Annotated in this window: 24 protein-coding genes; 7 read left to right on the forward strand and 17 right to left on the reverse strand. The window is 70.0% G+C overall.

Annotated features, from left to right (window positions below; all coding sequences use genetic code 11):
- Positions 1-83 precede the first annotated feature (83 nt).
- The 4 genes from AC5DRG_RS07570 to AC5DRG_RS07585 form a co-directional block, all read right to left on the reverse strand.
- The gene (locus AC5DRG_RS07570) at positions 84-278 is read right to left on the reverse strand and encodes a ferredoxin (RefSeq protein ID WP_491809060.1); all 195 of its coding nucleotides are present in this window, start codon (positions 276-278) and stop codon (positions 84-86) included.
- Between the two features lie 17 nt (positions 279-295).
- Positions 296-1,492, reverse strand: coding sequence for an NAD(P)/FAD-dependent oxidoreductase (locus AC5DRG_RS07575; protein WP_491809062.1), 1,197 nt, complete (start codon positions 1,490-1,492; stop codon positions 296-298).
- A 104-nt stretch (positions 1,493-1,596) separates the two neighbouring features.
- A complete protein-coding gene (locus AC5DRG_RS07580; RefSeq protein ID WP_491809064.1) occupies positions 1,597-2,337 on the reverse strand; it encodes an SDR family NAD(P)-dependent oxidoreductase in 741 nt (246 codons plus the stop codon).
- An 83-nt stretch (positions 2,338-2,420) separates the two neighbouring features.
- Complete coding sequence (locus AC5DRG_RS07585) at positions 2,421-2,816, reverse strand: carboxymuconolactone decarboxylase family protein (protein WP_491809066.1); 396 nt, start codon at positions 2,814-2,816, stop codon at positions 2,421-2,423.
- 227 nt (positions 2,817-3,043) lie between these two features.
- Between AC5DRG_RS07585 and AC5DRG_RS07590 the strand changes: the two genes are divergently transcribed.
- Positions 3,044-4,654, forward strand: coding sequence for a flavin-containing monooxygenase (locus tag AC5DRG_RS07590; protein WP_491809068.1), 1,611 nt, complete (start codon positions 3,044-3,046; stop codon positions 4,652-4,654).
- Between the two features lie 58 nt (positions 4,655-4,712).
- Here AC5DRG_RS07590 and AC5DRG_RS07595 read toward each other — a convergent pair whose 3' ends face one another.
- Together AC5DRG_RS07595 and AC5DRG_RS07600 are read right to left on the reverse strand one after the other, a co-directional pair.
- On the reverse strand, positions 4,713-5,111 hold the full coding sequence (locus AC5DRG_RS07595) for a nuclear transport factor 2 family protein (protein ID WP_491809070.1): 399 nt from the start codon (positions 5,109-5,111) through the stop codon (positions 4,713-4,715).
- A gap of 55 nt (positions 5,112-5,166) precedes the next feature.
- Positions 5,167-5,565: a nuclear transport factor 2 family protein gene (locus tag AC5DRG_RS07600; RefSeq protein WP_491809072.1), complete on the reverse strand. Its 399-nt coding sequence runs from the start codon at positions 5,563-5,565 to the stop codon at positions 5,167-5,169.
- A gap of 117 nt (positions 5,566-5,682) precedes the next feature.
- On the opposite strand from AC5DRG_RS07600, the gene AC5DRG_RS07605 reads away from it, so the two are divergent.
- Positions 5,683-6,732: a cyclase family protein gene (locus AC5DRG_RS07605; protein ID WP_491809074.1), complete on the forward strand. Its 1,050-nt coding sequence runs from the start codon at positions 5,683-5,685 to the stop codon at positions 6,730-6,732.
- Between the two features lie 61 nt (positions 6,733-6,793).
- Here the strand turns inward: AC5DRG_RS07605 and AC5DRG_RS07610 are convergent, their stop codons facing one another.
- The gene (locus AC5DRG_RS07610; RefSeq protein ID WP_491809076.1) at positions 6,794-8,791 is read right to left on the reverse strand and encodes an alpha-ketoacid dehydrogenase subunit alpha/beta; all 1,998 of its coding nucleotides are present in this window, start codon (positions 8,789-8,791) and stop codon (positions 6,794-6,796) included.
- A gap of 211 nt (positions 8,792-9,002) precedes the next feature.
- On the opposite strand from AC5DRG_RS07610, the gene AC5DRG_RS07615 reads away from it, so the two are divergent.
- Positions 9,003-9,710 (forward strand): TetR/AcrR family transcriptional regulator, encoded by a 708-nt coding sequence (locus AC5DRG_RS07615; protein ID WP_491809078.1) that lies wholly within the window; start codon positions 9,003-9,005, stop codon positions 9,708-9,710.
- A 64-nt stretch (positions 9,711-9,774) separates the two neighbouring features.
- Here AC5DRG_RS07615 and AC5DRG_RS07620 read toward each other — a convergent pair whose 3' ends face one another.
- The 3 genes from AC5DRG_RS07620 to AC5DRG_RS07630 all read right to left on the reverse strand — a co-directional run bounded on the left by AC5DRG_RS07620 (position 9,775) and on the right by AC5DRG_RS07630 (position 12,867).
- Positions 9,775-10,929 carry an acyl-CoA dehydrogenase family protein gene (locus tag AC5DRG_RS07620; RefSeq protein WP_491809080.1) on the reverse strand — a complete coding sequence of 385 codons (1,155 nt, stop codon included), beginning with the start codon at positions 10,927-10,929 and terminating at the stop codon, positions 9,775-9,777.
- Position 10,930: 1 nt separating this feature from the next.
- A complete protein-coding gene (locus tag AC5DRG_RS07625) occupies positions 10,931-11,989 on the reverse strand; it encodes a 2,3-butanediol dehydrogenase (RefSeq protein ID WP_491809082.1) in 1,059 nt (352 codons plus the stop codon).
- A gap of 98 nt (positions 11,990-12,087) precedes the next feature.
- Entirely contained in the window at positions 12,088-12,867 is a 780-nt protein-coding gene (locus AC5DRG_RS07630; RefSeq protein ID WP_491809084.1) for an enoyl-CoA hydratase/isomerase family protein, read from the reverse strand.
- A gap of 171 nt (positions 12,868-13,038) precedes the next feature.
- On the opposite strand from AC5DRG_RS07630, the gene AC5DRG_RS07635 reads away from it, so the two are divergent.
- Both AC5DRG_RS07635 and AC5DRG_RS07640 read left to right on the forward strand, forming a co-directional pair.
- The gene (locus AC5DRG_RS07635) at positions 13,039-14,577 is read left to right on the forward strand and encodes an acyl-CoA synthetase (RefSeq protein ID WP_491809086.1); all 1,539 of its coding nucleotides are present in this window, start codon (positions 13,039-13,041) and stop codon (positions 14,575-14,577) included.
- A complete protein-coding gene (locus AC5DRG_RS07640) occupies positions 14,574-15,344 on the forward strand; it encodes an SDR family NAD(P)-dependent oxidoreductase (protein ID WP_491809088.1) in 771 nt (256 codons plus the stop codon). The genes AC5DRG_RS07635 and AC5DRG_RS07640 overlap by 4 nt, the downstream gene beginning before the upstream one ends.
- Positions 15,345-15,351: 7 nt before the next feature.
- On the opposite strand, the gene AC5DRG_RS07645 is transcribed toward AC5DRG_RS07640, so the two are convergent.
- Positions 15,352-16,104 carry a thioesterase II family protein gene (locus tag AC5DRG_RS07645; RefSeq protein ID WP_491812989.1) on the reverse strand — a complete coding sequence of 251 codons (753 nt, stop codon included), beginning with the start codon at positions 16,102-16,104 and terminating at the stop codon, positions 15,352-15,354.
- Between the two features lie 97 nt (positions 16,105-16,201).
- On the opposite strand from AC5DRG_RS07645, the gene AC5DRG_RS07650 reads away from it, so the two are divergent.
- Positions 16,202-16,561, forward strand: coding sequence for a DUF779 domain-containing protein (locus tag AC5DRG_RS07650; RefSeq protein ID WP_491809090.1), 360 nt, complete (start codon positions 16,202-16,204; stop codon positions 16,559-16,561).
- 75 nt (positions 16,562-16,636) lie between these two features.
- Positions 16,637-17,875 carry a phosphodiester glycosidase family protein gene (locus AC5DRG_RS07655; protein WP_491809092.1) on the forward strand — a complete coding sequence of 413 codons (1,239 nt, stop codon included), beginning with the start codon at positions 16,637-16,639 and terminating at the stop codon, positions 17,873-17,875.
- Positions 17,876-17,881: 6 nt separating this feature from the next.
- Here the strand turns inward: AC5DRG_RS07655 and AC5DRG_RS07660 are convergent, their stop codons facing one another.
- The 6 genes from AC5DRG_RS07660 to AC5DRG_RS07685 form a co-directional block, all read right to left on the reverse strand.
- Positions 17,882-18,076, reverse strand: coding sequence for a hypothetical protein (locus AC5DRG_RS07660; RefSeq protein ID WP_491809093.1), 195 nt, complete (start codon positions 18,074-18,076; stop codon positions 17,882-17,884).
- Between the two features lie 127 nt (positions 18,077-18,203).
- A complete protein-coding gene (locus tag AC5DRG_RS07665) occupies positions 18,204-19,061 on the reverse strand; it encodes a phosphatidylinositol-specific phospholipase C/glycerophosphodiester phosphodiesterase family protein (protein WP_491809095.1) in 858 nt (285 codons plus the stop codon).
- Positions 19,062-19,232: 171 nt separating this feature from the next.
- Entirely contained in the window at positions 19,233-20,318 is a 1,086-nt protein-coding gene (locus AC5DRG_RS07670) for an acyl-CoA dehydrogenase family protein (RefSeq protein WP_491809097.1), read from the reverse strand.
- On the reverse strand, positions 20,315-21,496 hold the full coding sequence (locus tag AC5DRG_RS07675) for an acyl-CoA dehydrogenase family protein (RefSeq protein WP_491809099.1): 1,182 nt from the start codon (positions 21,494-21,496) through the stop codon (positions 20,315-20,317). Before AC5DRG_RS07675 ends, AC5DRG_RS07670 begins: the two co-directional genes overlap by 4 nt.
- Positions 21,493-22,470, reverse strand: coding sequence for an NADPH:quinone oxidoreductase family protein (locus tag AC5DRG_RS07680; protein ID WP_491809101.1), 978 nt, complete (start codon positions 22,468-22,470; stop codon positions 21,493-21,495). Before AC5DRG_RS07680 ends, AC5DRG_RS07675 begins: the two co-directional genes overlap by 4 nt.
- Positions 22,471-22,556: 86 nt before the next feature.
- Positions 22,557-23,129: a helix-turn-helix domain-containing protein gene (locus AC5DRG_RS07685; protein WP_491809103.1), complete on the reverse strand. Its 573-nt coding sequence runs from the start codon at positions 23,127-23,129 to the stop codon at positions 22,557-22,559.
- Positions 23,130-23,167: the final 38 nt, after the last annotated feature.

A 23,167-nucleotide genomic window follows, 5' to 3' on the forward strand; every position in this document is an offset into this window, starting at 1 on the left:
ACGGGGGAAGTTCGGGGACGGGACTGCTGCTCCTCAAGGAAGCGGCTGTTCCTCGAAGGAGCGCCAGTTCCTTGAGGGAGCGGCTATTCCTCGATGCGGATCGCCATCGCGGGGCACACCGCCGCCGCGGTGCGGACGTCGTCGGCAAGGGCCGGCGGCGGGTTCTCGTCGAGGACGACGACGATGCCGTCCTCCTCGCGCTGGTCGAACACGTCCATGGCGGCGGACACGCACTGTCCGGCGGCGACGCACTTCTCCTCGTCGACGACGACCTTCATGGGTTTCTCCTGGATGTTCAGTGGGTGGGAGCGGGAGCGGCCTGGAGGGCTTCTACGACCTCCTGGCGGCGCAGCCGGGTCTGCTTGGGCATGTTCCAGCCGAGGACGCCGGTGACCCGGCCCTCGCTGCGATAGCGGACGACGAAGCGCCGGGCCGCCAAGTCGCCCTCGACGACGTCCACTTCGGCGTCGGCCGGCAGGAAGCCGTGGACCTGGAGCTTCGCGTCGTACTGGTCGGTCCAGAAGTACGGCACCGGCAGGTAGGGGCGGTCCTCGCCGAGGATCACCGCGGCGACCGCCATGGCCTGCTCGGTGGCGTTGGTCCGGTTCTCCAGGCGGACCGTGCGGCCGAGTCGTTCGTGCTGCCAGCGGGCCACGTCACCGACCGCGTAGACGCCCTCGGCGGCGCGGCAACGGGAGTCGCACACCACGCCGTTGTCGAGGGTCAGTCCGCTGTCCGTGAGCCAGTCCGTCGCCGGGGAGGCGCCGATCGCGACCACGACGGCGTCGGCCGGCAGCACCTCGCCGCCGGTCAGCTCGACTCCGGTGACGCGGCCGCCCGCGCCGGTGAACCCGGCGACGCCGGTGCCCAGTCTCAGCCGTACGCCCCGCTCGGTGTGCAGTTCACCCAACAGGCCTGCCACCAGCGGGCCGACCTGCAGCGCCAGCGGCGCGGACAGCGGTCCGGCGATGGTCACGTCCAGGCCCAGCATGCGTGCGGTGGCCGCGATCTCGGCGCCGAGGACGCCCTCACCGACGACGACCAGCCGCGAACAGGCCAGCAGGTCCTGGCGCAGGGCGAGCGAGTCGTCGAGGGTGCGCAGTACGTGCACACCGCCCAGGTCCGCCTGCCCGGGCAGGGTGCGCGGCCGGACCCCGGTGGCGATCACGATCGCGTCCGCCGACAGTTCGCGCCCGGACCGTGTCCGTACGGTCCGCGTCGCCGTGTCCAGCGCCACCGCCGCGTCCCCCAGCACGAACTCGGCGTCCAGGGCGGACAGATCATCCGTCCCCCGTAGTGCGGCCCGCTCCGGCTCCCACGCTCCCGACAGGACCTGCTTGGACAGCGGCGGCCGGTCGTAGGGTGCGTGCGGTTCGTCGCCGAGCACGGTGATGCGTCCCGCGTACCCCTTGCGCCGAAGCGCCTCCACCGTGGTCAGCCCGGACGCTGACGCGCCCACCACCAACACGTGGGCCGGGGTCGTGCTCTTCATGCGTAACTCCGTTGCTACGGGGGAGAGTTGTACGTGAATGAAAAATAGACCACTCGGTCGGTACAATCAATGAAAGGGCGGCTGCGAACGCCCCGGACGGCGGCTCACACCAGATAGCGCCCACCGTTGGCACTGAGGGTCTGACCGGTGACATAGGACGCCTCCTCGGAGACGAGATACGCCACGGCGTAGGCGACGTCCTCCGGCTGGCCGGCCCGCTTCATCGGCATCATGGCGGCGACCGCGTCCACGTCGACGGGGCCCTGGCGGACCAGAGGGGTGTCGATGAAGCCGGGCGGGACGTGGTTCACGGTGATGCCCTGCTCGATGTACTCGATCGCGAGCGCCCGGGTGAGGCCGATGACGCCGCCCTTGGAGGCCGCGTAGTGGGCCATGGCGGGGGCCCCGGTCTGCGCGGAGGACGAGGAGATGTTGACGATCCGGCCCCACCCCGCCTCGACCATGTCGGGCACCAGTTCCTTGGTGACCAGGAAGGGTCCCTTGAGGTTGATCCCGACCATGCGGTCCCAGGACGCCTCGGAGATGCTGGTGAACGGCTCGTAGGCGGTGATGCCGGCGTTGTTGACGAGGATCGTCACCGGGCCGAGTTCCTCCCGGGTGCGGGCGGCCGCCGCGGCCACGGCGCCGGCCTCCGCCGCGTCGCCGGCGACCGCGATCGCCGTGCCGCCCGCCTTCTGGATCGTGGCCGCGGTCTCCTCGGCGCCCTCGGCGTTGAGGTCCCAGACCGCGACCGAGGCGCCCCGCGCCGCGAGCACGGTGGCGATCGCCTGCCCGATCCCCCGACCGCCGCCGGTGACGACGGCCACCTTTCCTTCAAGTGACATGTTCACTCCTTGCTCATGCGCCCTCGACACCGGCATCGATGTGCCGGGCGGGCCTGGTGAAGTCGGGCAGCGAAGCCGGTCGCCTAACCGGCCAGGGCCTCACGGGCAGCCGTGCGGGCGGCCACGGCCCGGGGGAAGCCGGTGTAGCCGGTGGCGTGGTAGATGACCTCGGCGATCTCATCCTTGGTCAGCCCGTTGGTCAGGGCGATCCGGACGTGGGTCTTGAGCTCGGTCTCGGCGCCGAGGGCGATCAGGATGCCGAGCGTGACCAGGCTGCGGTCCCGGGGGGCGAGTCCAGGGCGGGCCCACAGGGCGCCCCACACGCTGGTCAGGCCGATCTCGACGAGATCCTCACCGAGCTGACCGTCGCGCAGGTCGAGGTCACCCTCGGGGAACACGCCCGGGAGCGCGTCGCGCATGGCCTTGAGACCCGCTTCCCGAAGATCGGTAGTGGATCCATTGACGTCTTTGGCCGTCATGGCGGTCTCCCGTCGCGCGTCATTGCGTTGCTGGCTCCTCGAAAGTTAGATCAAACGGTCGGTACAATCAATCCCCGAGGGCCGATAAACCGTTCTTCGCGTCATCGCCATTGATCGGATCCACCCCCTCATCTACGCTCGGTCTGATTATTCGACCGAGCGGTCGAACTATGATTCAAGCTCACTCGGGAGCTCTGGAGCAGCGTCCCCGACAAGCTGGAGGGCACATGAGCGAAGCCACGAAGGTCGACGTGCTGGTCATCGGGGCCGGCGTCACCGGCATTTACCAGCTGCACCAGGCCCGCGAGGCGGGCTTCTCGGCCAGGCTGATCGAGGCGGGCAACGGCGTCGGCGGCACCTGGTACTGGAACCGCTATCCCGAGGCGCGCTTCGACTCCGAGAGCTACACCTACGGCTACCTCTTCTCGAAGGAGCTGTGGGAGGAGTGGGAGTGGTCGGAGCGGTTCGCGGGCCAGCCCGAGATCGAGCGCTACTTCAACCACGTCGTCGACCGCTTCGACCTGCGGCGGGACATCCGGACCGGCGTCAAGGTGACCTCGGCGGTCTGGGACGAACCGTCCGGCACCTGGACCGTGCGGGGCAGTGACGGCACCGAGGTCCGGGCGCGCTACGTCGTCGCGGCGACCGGCAACCTCTCGGTGCCGTTCATCCCGGGCATCCCGGGACGCGAGGACTTCCGCGGCGAGCAGCACCACACCGCCCGCTGGCCGAAGGTCCCCGTCGACTTCACCGGCAAGCGGGTGGCCCAGATCGGCACCGGATCCAGCGGCGTGCAAATCATCTCCGCGATCGCGGACGACGTGGCCCAGCTGACGGTCTTCCAGAAGGACGCCGACTGGCTCACGCCGCTCAACAACGGGCCGATCACGCCCGAGGAGCAGGCGGAACTCAAGGCGAACTTCGAGTCCATCCGCGACACGCTGAACACCTCGCCGAGCGGGTTCCTCCACCAGATCGTCATGCGTTCGGGCCTCGACGACAGCCCGGAGGACCGCCAGGCGTTCTACGAGGAGCGGTGGAACGGCCCGGGGTTCACCAAGCTGACCGAGCACTACATGGACATGCTGTCGAACGAGACCGTGAACGCGGAGTGGTGCGCGTTCATGGCCGACAAGATCCGCGCCATCGTCAAGGACCCGGCGACGGCGGACAAACTGATCCCCAAGGGTCACGGCTACGGCGGACGGCGGCCCCCCTTCGGGACCGGCTACTACGAGACGTACAACAAGCCGAACGTCTCGCTCGTCGACATCAACGAGACGCCGATCACCCGCATCACCGAGGACGGAATCGAAACCGCCGCAGGCGTCGAGGAGTTCGACATCATCATCTGGGCGACCGGCTACGACTTCGGCACCGGCGCCCTCAACAGGCTTGGCGTACAGGGTCGTTCGGGCCTCCCGCTGAAGGAGTACTGGGCGGACGGCCCGCGCACCTACCTCGGGGTCGCGACGGCCGGCTTCCCCAACTTCTTCTTCCCCGGCGGCCCGCACGGTGCGACGGGCAACAACCCGCGGTACGCCGGCGACCAGGTGGAGATCATCACCGACGCCATCGTCCACGCGCGGGACAACGGCTACGACGTCATCGAGGTGACCGAGGCCGCCGAGCAGGAGTGGACGGACAGCATGAACAACAGCAAGATGTCCTCCTTCCTGGAGAGCAGCTACTTCTACGGGGGCAACATCCCCGGCAAGCCGGTCAAGCAGCTGCTCAACCCGACGGGCCGATGGGCGCTCCAGGAGGCGATCAACGCCGTCAAGCAGGCCGAGTACGCGCCGTTCGCCTTCTCCAAGGCGGAGAAGGCGGCCCACTGACACACGGAGGCCCGTGCCGCTCCTGGGGGACGGCACGGGCCTTCGTGTTCCTGCGTGGCTAGGCCAGGAAGGTCGTCACCCGGCGCTGGAACAGCCACGCCCCGTCGTGCCGGCGCAGTGTGTCGTCGTAGCGTCCGACGATCTGCACCGCCCAACCCGCCTCGCCCCGCTGGAAGAAGGCCAGGTTGCTGACGGCTGTCGCCTCGTCGTCGGTCCATGACGTGACGACGGTGTTGGCGACCATGTGCAGCTGCGGCTCCTTGGGCGCGAAGCCCTTGTAGCCCTCCCGGATCGCGTCACGGCCTTCGAAGGTGGCGATGCCGGCTATCTCGGCGACGCCCTCCGGCGTGAACAGCTCCGCGATCTCGTCGGTGCGTCCGGCGTCCAGGGCGTGCGCGTAGGCGGCGATGGCGGCCTGTACGCCGGCCAGGACCGATTCCTCGGTGGAAGTGCTCATCTCTCTCCAAGTGTCTGCGGGTTGGGGTGCATCGGGCTCGGCTCTGCTGGATCTCCTACGCCTGGTAGGTCGTGCTCCTGCGCTTCAGGCGCCATGTGCCGTCCTCCCGGCGCAGCGTGTCGTCGTAGCGCCCGACGACCTGGACGGCCCAACCGGCCTCGCCCCGCTGGAGAAAGGCCACGTCGCTCACGGCCGTCGCCTCGTCCTCGGCGGTCGGTGTGACGACGGTGTTGGTCACCATGTGCAGCTGGGGCTGTGTGGGCGCCCAGCCCTTGAAGGTCTCGCGGAGCGCGTCGTGTCCTTCGATGGCTGCCATGCCGGGCAGCTCCAGCACGCCGTCGGACGTGTAGAGCGCGACGACGTCGTCGGTGCGGCCGGCATCCTGCGCCTGAGTGTGGGCGCCGATCACCGCACGCACGCCCGCCGCCACCCACGCCAGTGTGGATTCGCTCATTTACCTCTCCCTACGCCAGTTTCGACCAGTCAGTCTATTCTTAGTTGACCGATTGGTACAATGCCAATAACATGCGAACGGCCGTCAACGGGGACTGTCGCTCAAGGAGGCGTGATCGTGACGAAGCGTTGGAAGCAGCGTCCACCGGGTTCCACGTGGGGTGACTGGGGCGACGACGACGAGCTGGGCCGGATCAATCTGCTCACCTCGGAGAAGGTCCTCCAGGGGGTCCGCGAGGTCGAGGCCGGGGTCAGCTTCAGTCTGAGCCTGCCACTCGACTATCCCGGCGGGAGCTCGTTGAACCAGCGGCGGTACCCCCCGATCCTGCGGCCCACGGAGGACCTGGAGCACAAGCAGGACGTCTTCTACAACATCAAGGCGCGGGAGCACTTCTCGCCGTACCTCACGGATGTGTGGTCCGACGACGTGGTGACCCTCTGGCTGCAGTACTCGACGCAGTGGGACGCACTCGCCCACCAGGGCCAGGAGTTCGACGCCGACGGTGACGGGGTCGCCGAGGCGGTCTACTACAACGGGTACCGGGCCGACACCGACATCGTCGGACCCCAGGAGGACGCCAAGGGGGACGGCAGCGGCAGCCTCGGCTTCGCGCGCCACCTCGGCCTGGAGCACATGGCGGAGCACGGGGTCCAGGGCCGCGGCGTCCTGATCGACCTGGCCCATCACCTGGGCAACACCTGGCAGGCGGTCAACCTGAAGACCCTCCAGGAGATCATGGCGGCGGACAACATCGTCGTCGAACCCGGTGACATGCTCCTCCTGCACACCGGTTTCGACACCGCGGTGATGGCCTGGGGCAAGAACCCTGACCCCGTGGGGATCCACACCACGGCCTCCTACCTCGACGCGCACGACCCGGCGCTTCTGGAGTGGATCGCCGACTCGCAGATCTCGGCGCTGGTGGCGGACAACTACGCGGTCGAGGGCGTCGGGGTCGGGCCCGAGGACAACACCCCGCACTCGCTGCTCCCGATCCACAACCTCTGCCTCTTCAAGCTCGGTGTCCCGCTCGGCGAGCTGTGGTACCTGGAGAAGCTGGCGGCCTGGCTGCGCGAGCACGACCGCAGCCGCTTCCTGCTGACGGCTCCCCCGCTCAACCTGCCCGGCACCCAGGGCAGTCCGCTGACACCGGTCGCGACCGTCTGACGGCTCGCGATCCGCGAGAAGGCCCCCGGGATCTGACCCGGGGGCCTTCTCGTGCGCCTGCTCAGACCGCCGCGATCCGGCGCAGGGTGTCGGCGATGGTGTCGCGCGAGGGCAGCCAAGTCCGTTCCAGGGAAGGGGCGTACGGGGCCGGCACCGGCGGCGGCGCGACCCGGGTGACGGGGGCGTCCAGGTGCCAGAACCCCTCGTCGACGGCGAGGGCCGCCAGTTCGGCACCGACGCCGAAGTCCCGTACCGCCTCGTGGGCGATGACCAGACGGTTGGTCTTCGCGAGGGAGGCGAGGACCGTCTCGCGGTCCAGCGGGGCGATGGTCCGCAGGTCGATCACCTCGACGCTGATTCCCTCCGCGGCGAGCAACTCGGCGGCGGCCAGGCCGTCCTGGACCATCCGCGACCAGGAGACGAGGGTGATGTCGGTGCCCTCGCGGATCACCTTCGCCTTGCCCAGCGGGATCAGGTGATCGGCCGGCGGGCGGGGGCCCTTGAGGCCGTACTGGAGCCGGTTCTCCACGAAGACCACCGGGTTGGGGTCCTGGATGGCGGCGCGCAGCAGGCCGTAGGTGTCGGCCGGGTTGGACGGCATCACCACCGTCAGCCCGGGGATGTGGGCCAGCAGCGCCTCCAGGCTCTGCGAGTGCTGGCTGCCCGAGGACCGTCCGGCGCCGAACTGGGTGCGCACCACGAGCGGCATCGAGGCCCGGCCGCCGGTCATGAAGCGCAGCTTGGCGGCCTGATTGAGCAGCATGTCGAGGCAGACGCCGATGAAGTCCATGTACATGATCTCCACGACGGGCTTCATCCCGGCCATGGCCGCACCGACCGCACTGCCGATGATCGCGCTCTCGCTGATCGGGGTGTCCCGGACCCGCCCCGGAAATGCCTGCGCCAGGCCCCGGGTGAGACCGAAGACGTTCCCGCCCGCGCCGACGTCGATGCCGGCGACGAACACGGCGGGATCGGCGGTGAGTTCATGCTCCAGGGCGAGGCGTACGGCGTCCATGGAGCGGAAGATCTCGGCGTCGGCCGGGAGCGGGGCGGGCTCGGGGATGACGGGACGCGGCGCCGAGACGTAGTCGTACAGGGTCTCGGGGGCGGGCTCGGGCAGGCTTCTGGCCCACTCGACAGCCGCCTCGATCTCCTTGTCGATCTCCTCGTCGACGGCGTCGGGCAGCGCGTCGGGCACCCCGGCCGCGGCCAGATGCCGGCGGGCCACGAGCAGCGGGTCGCGCTCCTTGGCGGCGGCGACCTCCTCGGGGGCCCGGTAGCGCTCGGGGTCGCCCTCGTAGTGGCCGTGCCAGCGGTAGGTCTCGGCCTCCAGCAGGACCGGCCCGCCGCCCGCGCGCAGCCGCTCCACCACGTCCGACATGATCCCGGCCACCGCGAGGACGTCGTTGCCGTCGACGTGCGCGTAGTCGATGCCGTATCCGGCGGCGCGGGCGGAGAGCGGGGCGCGGTGCTGGTCGGCCTCGGGCGAGAACTCGGAGTAGTGGTTGTTCTCGCAGAGGAAGACGACGGGCAGATCCCATACGGCGGCCAGGTTGACGGCCTCGTGGAACATGCCCTGCGCGACCGCGCCGTCACCGAAGAACGCCACCACCACGTCGCCCGCGTCGCGCAGCTTGGCCGCGGTCGCGACCCCGGCGGCGATGGGCAGTCCGGCGCCGACGATGCCGTTGGCGCCGTAGATGCCCAGGCCCGGGTCGGCGATGTGCATGGAGCCGCCGCGGCCGTGGCAGGTCCCGGCCTCCTTGCCCATCAGCTCGGCCATCATCGACGCGGAGTCGAGGCCCTTGGCCAGGACATGGCCGTGGCCGCGGTGGGTGGAGGTGATGCCGTCCCGTTCGGCGAGGGGCCAGCAGGCGCCGACGGCGCTCGCCTCCTGGCCGATCGACAGATGGAGGAATCCGGGTATCTCGGTCGCCTTGTACAGCTCGGACGCCCGCTCCTCGAACCGCCGGATGCGGCGCATCCTGCGGTACATCTCCAGGAGCTGGTCCGCGTGCGCGGAGCCGGTGCCGATGTGCTGCGATGCCTGAGTCATGCGCGTCCTCGCTATGCTCGCGCGGGCGGCGCACCCGCGCGCCACCTGCGGCCATCTTTTAATGTACCGTTTGGTCTAGCAAACTGGAGAGACAACAACGCGACGATGTCCCGGAGTCCGCTTTTCCCCCAGGCGCACCGAAACGGCGGCCTTGAGCAGAGCCGGGACCGGGTCCACACGACCCCGTCGTCGCACCAGGGGAGAGAAACGGATGCCACGACCACCGGGCCATGGACCGGATTTCGAGGTCAGACGCCAGAAGATCATCGACACGGCCGCCGAGTTGTTCGCCCGCCAGGGCTACGCGGCCACCTCCGTCAACGACTTGGGCCGCGCGGTCGGGCTCGCCAAGGGAGCGCTGTACTACTACATCGGCTCCAAGGAGAACCTGCTCATCGAGATCCAGGGCCGGGTGATGCGCCCGCTGCTGTCGCGCGCCCGGCAGATCGCGGAGCTCGACCTCGATCCGCTGCTGCGGCTCCGGCTGCTGTCGGAGTCGCTGCTGACGATCATCTTCCGCAGGCTCGACCACATCTGGGTCTACGAGCACGACTACCGCAGCCTCAGCGGCGACGAGCTCCAGACCCTGCTGCGGCAGCGCGCGGACTTCGAGCACCTGGTCACCGGCCTGCTCACCGAGGCCGTCGACCAGGGCGTCTTCCGCGCGTTCCAACCGCGCCTGGCGACCCTGCAGTTCCTCAACCTGCACAACCACACCTATCAATGGGTGCGCCCGGAGGGGCAGTGGGACGCGGCGTTCCTGTCCCGCGAGTACTGCGCGACCCTCTTCCGCGGCTTCGGTGCGGCCGAGAGCGCCCTGCCGGAGGTCGAGGAACAGGCCGCGGCGTTCAAACGCGACCGGCCCGAGCTGCCGCTCGACCCCGAGGCCGAGTGGCAGCCGGTCACCGTGGCCGGCTGATCGGACTGATCGGTTCCGCGGTGCGCCAGGCCCTGTCGGCCCAGGGCGCACCGCGGAATCCGGCTCAGGCCTGCTGGACCAGCGCCCTGGCGATGACATTGCGCTGGATCTCGTTCGTGCCCTCGCCGATTTCGAGGATCTTGGCGTCGGCGTAGAAACGGGAGATCTCCGACTCCCGTACATAGCCGTAGCCGCCGTGGATCTGCACCGCCTGGGAGGCCGCGCGGTTGGCGACCTCGGAGGCGTAGAGCTTGGCCATGGCGGCCTCCGTGCTGTGCGGGCGGCCCTGGTCGGCGAGCCACGCGGCGCGGTAGACCATCCAGCGGGCGGCCTGATACTCCGTGCCCATGTCGGCGATCTTGTGGGCGATCGCCTGGAAGTCCGACAGCGGACGCCCGAACTGGTGCCGCTCCTTGGCGTGTTTGACGGCGAGCGTCAATGCCGCCTTGGCCAGCGAAAGGCCCAGGGCCGCCACGCTGATCCGGCCTCCGTCGAGAACGGACAGGAACTGCCGCAGACCGTTGCCCTCCTCGCCGATCAAATGGTCGTCGGGGATCCAGCAGTCGGTGAAGACCAGTTCCCGGGTGTCCATGGCGTGCCAGCCGAGCTTCTTCAGCTTGGCGCCGACGGTGTAGCCGGGGGTGCCCGTCGGGACGTAGAAGGTGGCGTACCGCTTGCGTCCGTTGTCGCTCTTGCCGGTCGTGGCCAGCAGGGTGACGCCCTGGCTGATGTCGGTGCCGGCGTTGGTGATGAACATCTTCGTGCCGTTGATCACCCAGCCGCCGTCCGCCCGGCGTGCGGTGGTGGCGATGCCGGCCGCGTCGGAGCCGGCGTCCGGCTCGGTCAGCCCGAACGCGCCGATCGCCTCGCCCTTGGCCAGCGGGGTCAGCCAGCGGTGCTTCTGCTCCTCGGTGCCGTAGGCGAGCAGCGGCAGCGTGGCGATGGTCGAGTGGGCGTTCCAGGAGGAGGCCACCGACTGGTCGGCGGCGCCGAGTTCTTCCATGACCGCGACATAGGTGACGGTGTCGGAGCCGGCGCCGCCGTACTCCTCCGGCACGAGCATGCCCATCAGGCCGAGTTCGCCCAGCTTGGTGAAGATCTTGGTGGGGAAGATCTCGTTCTCGGACCACTGGGCCGCGTGGGGCGTGATCTCGTTGGCCGCGAACTCGCGGACCATGTCCTGGAGCGCGAGGGTCTCCTCGGGCAGGTCGAAGTCCATGTCACAGTCCCTTCGGGGTCAACAGCACCTTGAGGTGCCGGGCCCGGTCGGCGGCCAGGTCCTCGAAGACACCGGCTCCTCCCGAGAGCGGAAAACGGCCGGTTATCAGGGCGGAGGCGTCCAGGCGTCCGGTGCTCATCAGATCGATCACGCGCGGGATGTCGAAGTTGTAGCCGAGCGTGCCGACCACCGACCGCTCGTAGAAGACGAGTTGGCCCATGTCGAACTCGACGCTGCCGTGCCCGACGCCGGCGAGCACGACGCGTCCGCCGCGCCGGACGGTCGAGACGGCCTGCCCGGCGAGGGCCGGCACGCCGGTCGCGTCGATGACGACGTCCGGGCCGATGCGGCCGGTTCGAATGAACACCTCTCGCCGTACGTCTGTTTCGCGCGGGTCGAAGGCCTCTGTGACGCCGATGCCGAGCAGCATCTCGCGGCGTCCGGCGAGGGGTTCGCTCACGAACAGGCCTGCGGCGCCCGCGATTCGCGCTGCGAGGACCACGGCGACGCCGATCGGGCCGCCGCCGACGACGAGGACGTTGTCGCCCGGTTTCACTCCGGCCCGGGTCACGGCGTGCAGCCCGACCGCCAACGGCTCGGCCACGGCGGCCATTTCATCGCTGACGTTGTCCGGGAGGCGGGTCAGGCCGGCCAGCGGTACGGTGACGCGTTCCGCGAAGCCGCCGGGTGAAGCGAGGCCTACGGAACCGCTCTTGGGGCAGATGTGGTACTCGCCTCGCGTGCACCAGAAGCAGACGCCGCAGCGCCAGACGGGGTCCGCGGTGACGCGGTCGCCGACGGTGATGCCGGGCGCGTCCGCACCCAACGCCACGACTGTGCCGCTTAGTTCGTGGCCGAGGGCGAGTGGGGGCTTGGTGCCGGTGAGTGGGTGCGGGCCCTCGCGGATCATGTGGGGGCCTTCCAGGAACTCGTGCAGGTCCGTTCCGCAGACTCCGCACCACGCCACTTCTACGACTGCCTCGTGCGGGCTCGGGTCAGGGGGCTCGGCCACCTCTTCGAAACGCAGATCCTGTGCACCGTGCCAGACGAGTGCCTCCATGCTCTTCCGCCCCTTTCATGTCGTGTTTCGTCCGCGGGTTCGTGGGGGCTGGTCGCGCCCACGCGGCGGAGCCGCAAATCGATACAGCCCCGCGCCCCTTAGGTGGGGTCGCTGAACCTTGCTTTGCCCGGGCCCTTCTCCAAGAAAGAGGTGATGCCCTTCTCCGCGTCCGTCGTGCCGAACACGCCCGTGAACAGGGACCGCTCCAGGGCCAGGCCGGCGGGCAAGCCGATGTCGGCTCCGTGGTCCACGGCTTCCTTGATCGCCTCCAAGGCCGCCGGCGGGCCCTCGGCGAGGAGACGGGCGTAGCGCAGGGCGGCCTTGTAGGTCTCGTCCGGGGAGGCCACCTCGTCCACAAGCCCTAGTCGCAGCGCTTCCTCGGCGCCCACCCGTCGACCCGTCATCAGCAGGTTCTTCGCCCGTGACGGGCCGATCAGGCGGGTGAGTCGCTGGGTGCCGCCGGAGCCCGGCATGATGCCCAGCTGCACCTCCGGCTGGCCCAGGAGCGCGTCGGAGGCCGCCACCCGGTAGTCGGCGCACAGAGCTAGCTCCAGTCCCCCGCCCAGCGCGTATCCCGTGACCGCCGCGACGACCGGCATGGGCAGCCGGGCCACCTCGTCGAAGGTCCGCTGCAGAGCGCGGTTCCAGGCCCGTACCTCCTCGGGGCCCATCACGGAGAGGGCCTCGATGTCGGCTCCGGCGGCGAAGAGCCGCTCGCCGCCGTAGAGCACCACGGCACGTATGTCGCGGGCGTCGGCCAGCTCGCGCGCGCACGTGCTGAGGTCTCTGCGCAGCTCGGTGTCGAAGGCGTTCATCGGCGGGTGGTCGAGGCGGATCGTGACGACGGGTCCGTCGGTGTCGACACGGATGCGTGGCACAGGGGCCCTCCTCGTCGGGAAAAGCGACATCGTGGTGCGCGAAGGATTGTCGATGACCTCGCTCCGTCGTAAAGTGCCGCTAGGTTTTATAGACCAATGGGTACACTAAATCTTGTGAGTGGGCAACCGACCGGTCGGGACATTCCCGACCGCCGAGCCGGAAGAGTCGCCTTGCACAATTTCGCGAGCATCCTCGATTACCACCTGACCCAGCGGCCCGACGCGGTGGCCGTCACTCAGGAGGGGCGGCACCTGACGGTGCGTGAACTGCACGACCGGGTGAACAAGCTGGCCGCCGGCCTGTCCGAACTGGGCATCGGGCGCGGCGACGTGGTCGGTCTGCTGCTCTACAACCAGCCCGAATTCCTGGAGCTGGTCTACGCGGCGAACCGGCTGGGCGCGGTCTTCCTGCCGCTGAACTACCGCCTGTCCGAGGAGGAATGGCAGTACATCCTGGGCCACGCCCGGGCCAAGGCAGTCGTCACCGAATCGGAGTTCGAGCCGGCGGTGGACCGGCTGGCCAAGGGGCTGCCCGACCTGGAGCACCGGATCCTCGTCGGCGACGACACCCCCTCGGACCCGTGGACCGGCTATGAGGAGCTGCTGGCCCGCCACGAGGGAGCCCGCATCGAGCCCGTGGAGGTCGCCCTCGACGACCTCCAGCGGCTGATGTACACCTCCGGCACTACCTCACGCCCCAAGGGCGTGCGCATCACCTATGGAAACCTGCAGGCCAAGAACACGGCCCACATCGTCCACTTCGGCCTGACCTCGGCGGACACCACGCTGGTCTGCGGCCCCCTCTACCACGTGGGCGGCCTGGACATGCCGGCGCTGGCGACCCTGTACGCGGGCGGCGGCGTGGTCCTCCAGCGCAAGTTCGACGCGCCCGGCGTGCTGCGGGCGATCGAGAAGCAGCGCGTCACCAACGTGTGGCTGGCGCCCGCCATGGTCAACGCGGTCCTGGAGGTGCCCGACCGCGAGGAGTACGACACCAGTTCGGTGCGTTTCATCCTCGGCGGCGGCGAGAAGACTCCCGAGCCGGTGCTGCGGCGCATCATGGCCGCGTTCCCGAACGCCTGGTTCGCCGACGCCTACGGACTCACCGAGACGGTCTCGGGCGACACGTTCCTCGACCGCGAGCACGCGCTGTCCAAACTGGGCTCGGTCGGCCGCCCCGTGCCGCACACCCGGGTCAGGATCGTCGACGACACGGGCAAGGAGGTGCCGGCCGGCGAGCTCGGCGAGATCACGCTGCGCGGCCCGAAGGTGTTCGCCGGCTACTGGCGCGACGAGAAGGCCACGGCCGCGGCCCTCAGGGACGGCTGGTTCCACACCGGCGACATCGGGCACGTCGACGAGGACGGCTTCCTGTACATCGACGACCGCAAGAAGGACATGATCGTCTCCGGCGGCGAGAACATCGCCACCCCCGAGGTCGAACGGGTTCTGTACGAGCACCCCGCCGTGCTGGAGGCCGCCGTGGTCGGCCTGACGCATCCGCGCTGGGGCGAAGTCCCGCGCGCCTTCGTGGTGTTCAGGCCGGGCATCAGCGCCGGGGCGGACGAGCTGCGGGAGTTCTGCCAGGCACGCCTGGCCAAGTTCAAGGTGCCGGCCCGCTTCGACATCGTCGACGAGCTGCCCCGTACGCCTTCGGGAAAGGTCCTCAAGCGGACCCTGCGCGACGTCCCCACGGAGAGCCGGTCATGACCGACGTGAACAGCGACCTGCGCCTGGACGAGAAGACCGCGTGGGTGACGGGGGCCGGCAAGGGCCTCGGCCGTGCGATCGCGGTGGCCCTCTCGCAGGCCGGTGCGAGTGTGGCGGTGACGGCGCGCACGGACTCGGACCTGGAGAGCCTCGAAGCCGAACTCGCCGGGCACGGCGGCAAGGTGCTGGTGCTGCCCGGGTCCGTGGCCGACTCGGACGCCGTGGGCACCATGGTCGAGCGGATCACCCGGTGGACGGGCCGGCTGGACGTGGCGGTCAACTGCGCCGGTACGAGCCCCCACTTCACCCGCAGCGAGAAGGTCACCGACGCCGACTGGCAGCAGGTCCTCGACGTCAACCTCCAAGGCACCTTCTACTGCTGCCGTGAGGCCGGCAAGGTCATGCTGGAGCAGCGCACCGGCTCGATCGTCAACGTCTCGTCGGTGCACGCCCGCACCGGCTTCGAACGGATCGCCGCGTACGCCGCCAGCAAGGGCGGCGTCGAAGCCCTCACCAAGTCCCTCGCCGTCGAATGGGCCGACCGCGGGGTGCGCGTCAACGCCCTCGCGCCCGGCTACTTCCATACGGACCTCAGCTCGGGCCTGCTGGCCAGCCGCTGGGGTGAGCGGATCGTACAGGGCACCCCCCTGGGCCGGGTGGGCAGCGTCGAGGAGCTCGGCGGCGCCGCGGTGTTCCTCGCCTCGGACGCCTCCCGCTTCGTCACCGGCACCACCCTCACCGTGGACGGGGGCTGGACCGCCCGGTGACGTGGCTTCAGCCCCGGAGCCGTTCGCGCAACAGGGCCAGGATCTCGGCCTGGTGGGCGGTCAGGTAGAAGTGGCCGCCCTGATACGTCCGCAGGTCGAAGTCTCCGGTGGTGTACGGCTCCCAGGCCTCGGCTTCGGCGAGGGTCACCCTCGGGTCGGTGTCGCCGACCAGGACGGTCACGGGGCAGGAGAGTGCGGGGAGGTCGCCGGGTGCGTAGGTTCCGATCGCCCGGTAGTCGGCGCGCAGGGCCGGAAGGATCAGGCTGAGGAACTCCTCCTGCGCGAGCAGGGACGCGTCCGTTCCGTTCAGCGTCCTGAGCTCCCTGACGAGGTCCTCGTCGTCCAGCAGGTGCGCCGACTCGATGCGGTGGGTCGACGGGGCCCTGCGGCCGGACACGAACAGCGCCGCGGGAGGAGGGCCGGCCGATTCCTTGAGGCGGAGGGCCACCTCATGGGCGACAGTCGCGCCCATGCTGTGCCCGAACAGATGAAGGGGCTCGTCGCGCCAGGGCGCCAGGGCTTCCACCACGCGGTCGGCGAGCTCCCCGATGTCGGGGATCGCCGGTTCGTGCAGACGTTCCTGCCGGCCCGGGTACTGCACGGCCAGCACCTCGACGTCGGGGCTCAGTCCCTTGGCCAGCGGGAAGTAGAAAGTGGCCGAGCCTCCGGCATGCGGGAAGCACACCAGACGGGGCGCACCGGGCGAGGCCGGGTGGTAGCACCGTATCCACGCTCCACTGTCAACCGTCGTACCCACCAGCCGCCTCCCCGCCGCGAACCCTTCGGATCTTCACGGCAACGCTAACCGACAGCCGCTGCAACCCTCTCGCAACCTCGCGTGTGCTGTGCTGCCCGGCATGTATGAGGAGACCCCGCGCGTCGAGCTCACCCCGGCGGCCGCCGATCTGTTGCGCCAACTGCGCGCCGCGCACGGTCCGCTGATGTTCCATCAGTCGGGTGGCTGCTGTGACGGCAGTGCGCCCATGTGTTATCCGGACGGCGAGTTCCGGACCGGCGGCTCGGATGTGCTCCTTGCGGAGCTGCACGTCGAGGGGGTGGACGAGCCGGTTTCGTTCTGGATGTCGCGGAGCCAGTACGAGGCATGGAGCCACACCCGGCTGATCGTGGACGTGGTGGCGGGCCGGGGCAGCGGCTTCTCACTCGAAGCACCCGAAGGAGTGCGTTTCCTCATCCGTTCCCGCCTGGTCGACGGCTAGCCGTCCTGCGGATCACCGCCGTCTGGTGCAATCCCTCTGAGAACTGGGACAGTTGACGAGACCTCAGGGGAGAATGTGACACTGCGTCAAAAGCGGTTCGGGACGGGCAGAACGGCACTGACGGTTCTTACGGCACTCAGTGCGCTGGCCGGTGCAGCCCTGACGGGGGCGGCACCGGCCGGCGCCGCTGCGAGAGTCACCGCCATAGCCTCGGGTGTCACCTACAAACAGTTCGACATCCAGGCGGCCGCCGGTGTGACCCACGCACATGTGCTGAGCGTGAACCTGCGCAATCCGCACGTACGTCTGGATCTGCTGTATCCGGGGTCGGTGGCCGCCCGTGCCACCGTGTCCAAGCTGGCCAACTCCCAGGGCGCCATCGCCGGCGTCAACGGGGACTTCTTCAACATCACCGAGACCCAGCACCCGGGCGTCACCGCGACTGGCGCGAGCGTGGGACCGGCGATCGCGAGCGGCCGGACACTCAAGGCGGCGGTGCCGAACGGCCAGCGCTTCGGCCCCTCGCTGCCGCCCGGCACCAGCACCAAGGACGTCATCGGCGTGGGCGTCGACCGGCGGGCCCGGCTGGACAGCCTTGCCCTCGACGGGTCGATCACCACGCCCGAAGGGCAGCTGGCGCTCGGCGGGCTCAACCAGTACGCGCTGCCGGTGGGCTCCATCGGTGCGTTCACCACACAGTGGGGCAGCGTCTCCCGGGTGCGGGCCACATGTGGGACGGACACCAACCGGGGCGCTGCCTGTAGCGCGGACACCTATGAGGTGACCATCAAGAACGGTCAGGTCGTGTCCGCGTCCGACACCCCCGGCAGCGGTGCCATCGCCGCGGGGACCACGGTGCTGGTCGGCCGGGAGGCCGGTGCGCAGCAGTTGCGGAAGTTCTACACGGGCGAGCAGGTGACGGTACGGCACCGGCTGGTGGCGTCCAAGTCCTGGATCCCGTACCGCTTCGCCCTCGGCGGCTACCCGGTGCTCAAGGGCGGGGTGCCGCTGGCGGGCCTCAACGACTCGGCGTCGGCCGTGCGCACCGCCGTGGGCCTCTCGAACGGCGGACGGAACCTGCTGCTGTTCGCCCTGGACGGGGCCGCCGCGTACAACACCGGAATGACCGTCGCCGAACTGGCCGACACCATGCGGTCGTTGGGCGCGGTCGACGCATTCAGCCTGGACGGCGGCGGTTCGACGACGCTGGTCGCCCGGGCGTCGGGCGCGAGTACCGTCTCGGTCCGCAACCACCCGAGCGGCGGCACCGAGCGTGCCGTCCCGAACGGCATCGGGGTGTTCTGGACGGCATGAGGCCGGTCAGGGCCGCAGACTGCCGACGATGTCCGCCGTCGCCGTCAGACCGCTGTGAATGGTCGGCGCGATGCTCGTGCTCGCCAGGTAGAAGCCGAGCAGCGCGCAGACCAGTGCGTGGGAGACCTTGAGGCCTCCGTTGCGCAGGAAGATCACCGCCAGGATCAGGAGCAGCACCACCACTGAGATGGAAATGGCCATCGTCAACCTCCTCCGCCACGCCGCCATGTCTGGTTCACGGCGTTCGGCCGTAAGTGTGGCGTAACGGAGGGTTCGTCCGGGCGGCTGACCTGTCCTCCGAACGAGTGGTGTCAGGTCTGTCCTGTGACTACTGGTGCGTGTCCAGGAACAACTCCAGGCCGGCGAGGTCGTCGGTGTTGAAGTAGTCGACGTCGGCGGCGAGGAGTTCGGTCCACAGCGCGTCCCGGGCGGGGCCCGCCAGGTCCGGGGTGGCCCAGAACCGCACCTTCTGCCCGCGCGCGTGCGCCTCCTGGATGATGCCGCGCAGCTTCTGCCGTTCGGCGTCCGGGAAGGCGCCCTCGCCCAGCCAGGTGAAGTTGAGCGTCCAGTTGTCGCTGATCAGCGGGACGAAGGAGGCGGGCGCCGAGGTGCCGAGGTCGGCGAGCCGACCGTCGTAGAAGGCCCGTCGTACGGTCTGGGCCTCCATCGGCGTGCGGGCCGCGCGGTCGCCCGAGATCACGGCGGTGACCGGGCCGGGGATGACCTTGCCGTGGGCGTACGTCGTGAACAGGTGCTTGTAGCGCCGCAGATGGCGGTCGAGTTCGAGGTACGTCGAGGAGCCCTCGGTCTTGATGTCGATCAGGAGCTGGAGGGAGCCGCGGTAACCCCGGTACACGGAGCCGTGGTTGGCCTTCACACGGGCCGCGAGGGCGTCGAGGTAGAGGGATTCGAGGGTGCGGGTGGGGTCGAGGTCCACCACGTCGTGGGCGACGAGGAGTTGGTCGCCGACGAGGTAGATGTCGGCCTCGACGCTGCCGAAACGGTGGTCGAGGGCGTCGAGGAGGGGGCGCGGGTGCTCGTAGTCGTTGTGCGCGTGGGCGCGCCACAACGGGCGGGGGCGATGCTTGTCCCCGCCTGCGAACGCGCTGCCGGCGGGCGGCGCGAGCACCGCGGCGACCGCGGCGCCGACGGTGGTGAGGGCTCTGCGACGAGTGATGAGGGCCATGCTCTGCCTCCCTGTGGACCGGTTTGGAACCACAGGGAGTATGAGGCTGTACGACCCCCAATGAACCTGTACATGCCAGGAGTTGGCTGGACTGCCGCCGCCCGTTCACTCCTTCCGCGCGGGCGCACCGAAAAGCCCGCCCCAGGTGGGGCGGGCTTCACCGGGTGAACCTCAGGGGGCTTGCAGGTCGACGAGTTCGGCCAGCCGGGTGCGGTGCGCGCCCGCCGTGCCGTACGCGATCGAGTCGGCCTTGGCCCGCTTCAGATACAGATGCACCGGGTGCTCCCACGTCATGCCGATACCGGCGTGCAGTTGGAGCGCCTCCTCGGCGGCGTGGACGGCGACGGGCCCCGCGTAGGCCTGGGCCACGGCGACGGACACGTCGGCGTCGTCGCTCCCGGTGGCGAGCGCGTCCGCCGCGGCACGGGCCGCGGCCCGCAGGCTGACGACCTCCAGCCACAACTGCGCGAGCCGGTGCTTGAGGGCCTGGAACCCGCCGACAGGCCGGTTGAACTGCTTGCGCTCCTTGAGGTAGCGCACCGTCTCGGTCAACGTCCAGTCGGCGGCGCCGAGTTGCTCGGAGGCGAGCAGCCCGGCGCCGGCCCGCAGGGCCCGTCGTACGGCGGGTTCGGCGTCGCCCAGGAGACGGCCGGGCGCGCCGTTCAGGGTCACGGTCGCCAGGGGCCGGGTCAGGTCCAGGGAAACCTGCGGAGTGACGGTCGCCGCAGCCGCGTCCACCGCGTACAGCCCGCCGTCGTCCACGGGGACCAGCAGCACGTCCGCGACCGCCGCGTCCGCGATGCCGGTCAACTCCCCGTGCAGGGAACCGTCTTCATGGCGTACGACCTTGTAGGCGCCGCCCGCGGCGACGTTCAGCGCGACGGCGAGGGCGCCGATCTTCCGCCCCGACGCCAGCTCGGCGAGCAGGTCCTCGGTGTCGCAGGCCAGCAGCGCCTCGGTGGCGACGACGGCGCTGGTGAGGTACGGCACCGGGGCGACCGCGCGCCCCAACTCCTCCAGGACGACGGCGACTTCGCGGTGCGTGGCGCCCTGGCCGCCCCGGTCCTCGGGGACCAGCAGGCCCGCGAGGCCCATGCCGTCCGTGAGGGCCTTCCAGGCCGCGAGGTCGTGCGGGGCGCCGGACTCGGTGCGCGCGATGACACCGGGTGCGTCGCAGTGATCGGCGAGCAGGTCGCGGACGGCGGCCCGCAGGGCCTCTTCCTCCTCCGAGTACAGCAGATCGGGCTGAGTGCTCATCGGGCGAGGTCCTTCCATGCGACGTCCTTGTCGGTGCGCGGCTCGGACGGGAGGCCCAGGACGCGTTCGGCGACGATGTTCAGCAGGACCTCGCTGGTCCCGCCCTCGATGCTGTTGCCCTTGGAGCGGAGGTAGCGGTAGCCGGCGTCCCGGCCGGTGAAGTCCACCAGTTCGGGCCGGCGCACGGTCCAGTCGTCGTACAACAGGCCCTCCTCACCGCGGAGTTCGACCTCCAGGCCGCTGATCTCCTGATTGAGGCGGGCGAAGGCGAGCTTCATGCCGGCGCCTTCGGGGCCGGGCTGGCCCGCGACGAGCTGCTGGCGCAGACGCTCGCCGGCGAGCCGGGCGACCTCGGCCTCCACCCACAGCTTCAGCAGGCGTTGGTGCAGGTCGTGGGTGCGCAGTTCGGGGCGCTCGCGCCAGGTCTTGGAGATCGGTCCGATCATGCCGCCCTCGCGGGGCAGTCGCATGCCGCCGATGGCGACGCGTTCGTTGTTCAGCGTGGTCTGCGCGACCCGCCAGCCGTCGCCGATCTCGCCCAGGCGGCGGGAGTCGGGGATGCGGACGTCGGTCAGGAAGACCTCGTTGAACTCGGCCTCGCCGGTGATCTGGCGCAGCGGCCGCACCTCGACGCCGGGGTCGGTCATGTCGCAGAGGAAGTACGTGATGCCCGCGTGCTTGGGCACGTCCGGGTCGGTGCGGGCGATGAGGATGGCCCAGCGGGCGAGGTGGGCGCTGGACGTCCACACCTTCTGCCCGTTGACGACCCACTCGTCGCCTTCTCGGACGGCGCGCGTGCCGAGCGCGGCCAGGTCGGACCCGGCACCCGGCTCGCTGAAGAGCTGGCACCAGACCTCCTCCCCCACCCACAGAGGCCGCAGGAAGCGCCGCTTCTGCTCCTCGGTGCCGTACTTCAGGATCGTCGGCGCGGCCATGCCGAGGCCGATGCCGATGCGCCGCGGGTCGTTGTCGGGGGCACCCGCGGCCGCCAACTCGGCGTCCACGACGGCCTGGAGGGAGCGCGGGGCGCCCAGTCCGCCGAGACCCTCGGGGTAGTGCACCCAGGCGAGGCCGGCGTCGAAGCGGGCCTTCAGGAAGTCCAGGCGGTCCGTACTGGCGGGCGGATGCACGGCCAGCAACTCCCGGGTGAGGCGGGTGAGTTCGGCTGCGTCGGTCATGCGGCGGCTCCGTTCTCCAGCGCGGGCAGGATGGTGACCCGGCCCGTGGTGACACCGTCGGCGACCCGCTGCACGGCGGCCGCGGCGCCGCTCAGCGGAACGCGCTCGCTCACCAGCGGCTTGATGACGCCGCGCGCGGCCATCTCGGTGAGCTGCTCGTGGCAGTGCTGGATCAGCTTCGGGTTCTTGGTGGCGTACAGGCCCCAGTGCAGGCCGAGGATCGCGTAGTTCTTCACGAGGGCGTGGTTGAGCCCGGGGCTGGGGATGCCCCCGCTGGCGAAGCCGACGACCACGATCCGGCCCTCGAAGGCGACGACCTTGGTGGACTGCGTGTAGGCCTCGCCGCCGACCGGGTCGTAGATCACGTCGGCGCCTCGCCCGCCGGTGGCCTCCTTCACGGCGGCGACGACGTCCTCGGCGCGCCGGTCGATGACCACGTCGCAGCCCAACTCCCGTGCGACGGCGACCTTTTCGGCGCCTCCGACGACACCGATGACGGTGGCTCCGGCCGCCTTCCCGAGCTGTACGGCCGCACTGCCGACGCCTCCCGCGGCGGCGTGCACGAGCAGCGTCTCGCCGGCTTCGAGCCGGGCCCGCCGGTGCAGGCCGAACCAGCCGGTCTGGTAGCCGATGTGCAGGGCGGCGGTCTCGGCGTCGTCCAGCGAGTCGGGCGCGGGCAGGAGAGCGGCGGCGTCCGCGACGGCGTACTCGGCGAAACCGCCGTACGGCAGCGCGGGGTTGGCGATCACGCGCCGCCCGTCCTCGGTCTCGCCGCAGATCTCGACACCGGGGGTGAACGGCAGCGGCGGGCGGACCTGGTAGTGGCCCCGGCACATCAGCACGTCCGGGAAGTTGATGTTCGCGGCACGCACCTTCAGCAGGACCTGGCCGTCACCGGGCGTGGGCCGCGCCACGTCCGCCAGGCGCATCACCTCGCCCGGTTCGCCGTTCTCGTGCACTTGCCATGCCTGCATGCGGTGCCTCCACGCGACTTCGTCGTCCGACCGGGGTCATCCGCATACTAAGCGGTCGCTTGCCGGTCAGGGAACAGTAGCGTGCGTCACGACCGCAGGGGCCGCGCCCGTACGTGCATCCGCTCCCCCTGCGGCCCGAACAGGCTCAGGAACTCCGCCGGACCCTCCCCCGTCGACCCGAACCAGTGCGGCACCCGGGTGTCGAACTCGGCCGCCTCCCCGGCCGCCATCACCACGTCGTGCTCGCCCAGCACGACCCTCAGCCGCCCCGCCAGCACGTACAACCACTCGTAGCCCTCATGGGTGCGCAGTTCGGGCTCCTCCTGGCGCTGCGGAACCAGCACCTTGAAGGCCTGGAGACCGCCGGGCTGGCGGGTGAGCGGCCAGTAGGTGCGCCCGTGCCGGACCAAGGGCTTGGCCCGTACCCGCGGGTCCCCCACCGGCGGCGTCCCGACCAGCTCGTCCAGTGGCACCTGGTGGGCCTGGGCGATCGGCAGCAGCAGTTCGAGGCTGGGCTTGCGCAGGCCGGACTCCAGCCGCGACAAGGTGCTGACGGAGATGCCGGTCGCCTCGGACAGCGCGGAGAGGGTCACCTCCCGCTCCTTGCGGATTCTCCGCAGCCGGGGGCCCACATCGGCGAGAACGTCTTCGGTGCTCATGGCCGTATTGCAGTTTCGGCAAAGATGTTTGTCAATCC

Source organism: Streptomyces sp. JLBG701 (assembly GCF_058544905.1).

Excerpts from the sequence above, each read along its gene's own strand:
- AC5DRG_RS07570 (WP_491809060.1), bottom strand. The coding sequence starts at position 278 with ATGAAGGTCGTCGTCGACGAGGAGAAGTGCGTCGCCGCCGGACAGTGC.
- AC5DRG_RS07575 (WP_491809062.1), bottom strand. The coding sequence starts at position 1,492 with ATGAAGAGCACGACCCCGGCCCACGTGTTGGTGGTGGGCGCGTCAGCG.
- AC5DRG_RS07580 (WP_491809064.1), bottom strand. The coding sequence starts at position 2,337 with ATGTCACTTGAAGGAAAGGTGGCCGTCGTCACCGGCGGCGGTCGGGGG.
- AC5DRG_RS07585 (WP_491809066.1), bottom strand. The coding sequence starts at position 2,816 with ATGACGGCCAAAGACGTCAATGGATCCACTACCGATCTTCGGGAAGCG.
- AC5DRG_RS07590 (WP_491809068.1), top strand. The coding sequence starts at position 3,044 with ATGAGCGAAGCCACGAAGGTCGACGTGCTGGTCATCGGGGCCGGCGTC.
- AC5DRG_RS07595 (WP_491809070.1), bottom strand. The coding sequence starts at position 5,111 with ATGAGCACTTCCACCGAGGAATCGGTCCTGGCCGGCGTACAGGCCGCC.
- AC5DRG_RS07600 (WP_491809072.1), bottom strand. The coding sequence starts at position 5,565 with ATGAGCGAATCCACACTGGCGTGGGTGGCGGCGGGCGTGCGTGCGGTG.
- AC5DRG_RS07610 (WP_491809076.1), bottom strand. The coding sequence starts at position 8,791 with ATGACTCAGGCATCGCAGCACATCGGCACCGGCTCCGCGCACGCGGAC.
- AC5DRG_RS07615 (WP_491809078.1), top strand. The coding sequence starts at position 9,003 with ATGCCACGACCACCGGGCCATGGACCGGATTTCGAGGTCAGACGCCAG.
- AC5DRG_RS07620 (WP_491809080.1), bottom strand. The coding sequence starts at position 10,929 with ATGGACTTCGACCTGCCCGAGGAGACCCTCGCGCTCCAGGACATGGTC.
- AC5DRG_RS07625 (WP_491809082.1), bottom strand. The coding sequence starts at position 11,989 with ATGGAGGCACTCGTCTGGCACGGTGCACAGGATCTGCGTTTCGAAGAG.
- AC5DRG_RS07640 (WP_491809088.1), top strand. The coding sequence starts at position 14,574 with ATGACCGACGTGAACAGCGACCTGCGCCTGGACGAGAAGACCGCGTGG.
- AC5DRG_RS07650 (WP_491809090.1), top strand. The coding sequence starts at position 16,202 with ATGTATGAGGAGACCCCGCGCGTCGAGCTCACCCCGGCGGCCGCCGAT.
- AC5DRG_RS07660 (WP_491809093.1), bottom strand. The coding sequence starts at position 18,076 with ATGGCCATTTCCATCTCAGTGGTGGTGCTGCTCCTGATCCTGGCGGTG.
- AC5DRG_RS07665 (WP_491809095.1), bottom strand. The coding sequence starts at position 19,061 with ATGGCCCTCATCACTCGTCGCAGAGCCCTCACCACCGTCGGCGCCGCG.
- AC5DRG_RS07670 (WP_491809097.1), bottom strand. The coding sequence starts at position 20,318 with ATGAGCACTCAGCCCGATCTGCTGTACTCGGAGGAGGAAGAGGCCCTG.
- AC5DRG_RS07675 (WP_491809099.1), bottom strand. The coding sequence starts at position 21,496 with ATGACCGACGCAGCCGAACTCACCCGCCTCACCCGGGAGTTGCTGGCC.
- AC5DRG_RS07680 (WP_491809101.1), bottom strand. The coding sequence starts at position 22,470 with ATGCAGGCATGGCAAGTGCACGAGAACGGCGAACCGGGCGAGGTGATG.
- AC5DRG_RS07685 (WP_491809103.1), bottom strand. The coding sequence starts at position 23,129 with ATGAGCACCGAAGACGTTCTCGCCGATGTGGGCCCCCGGCTGCGGAGA.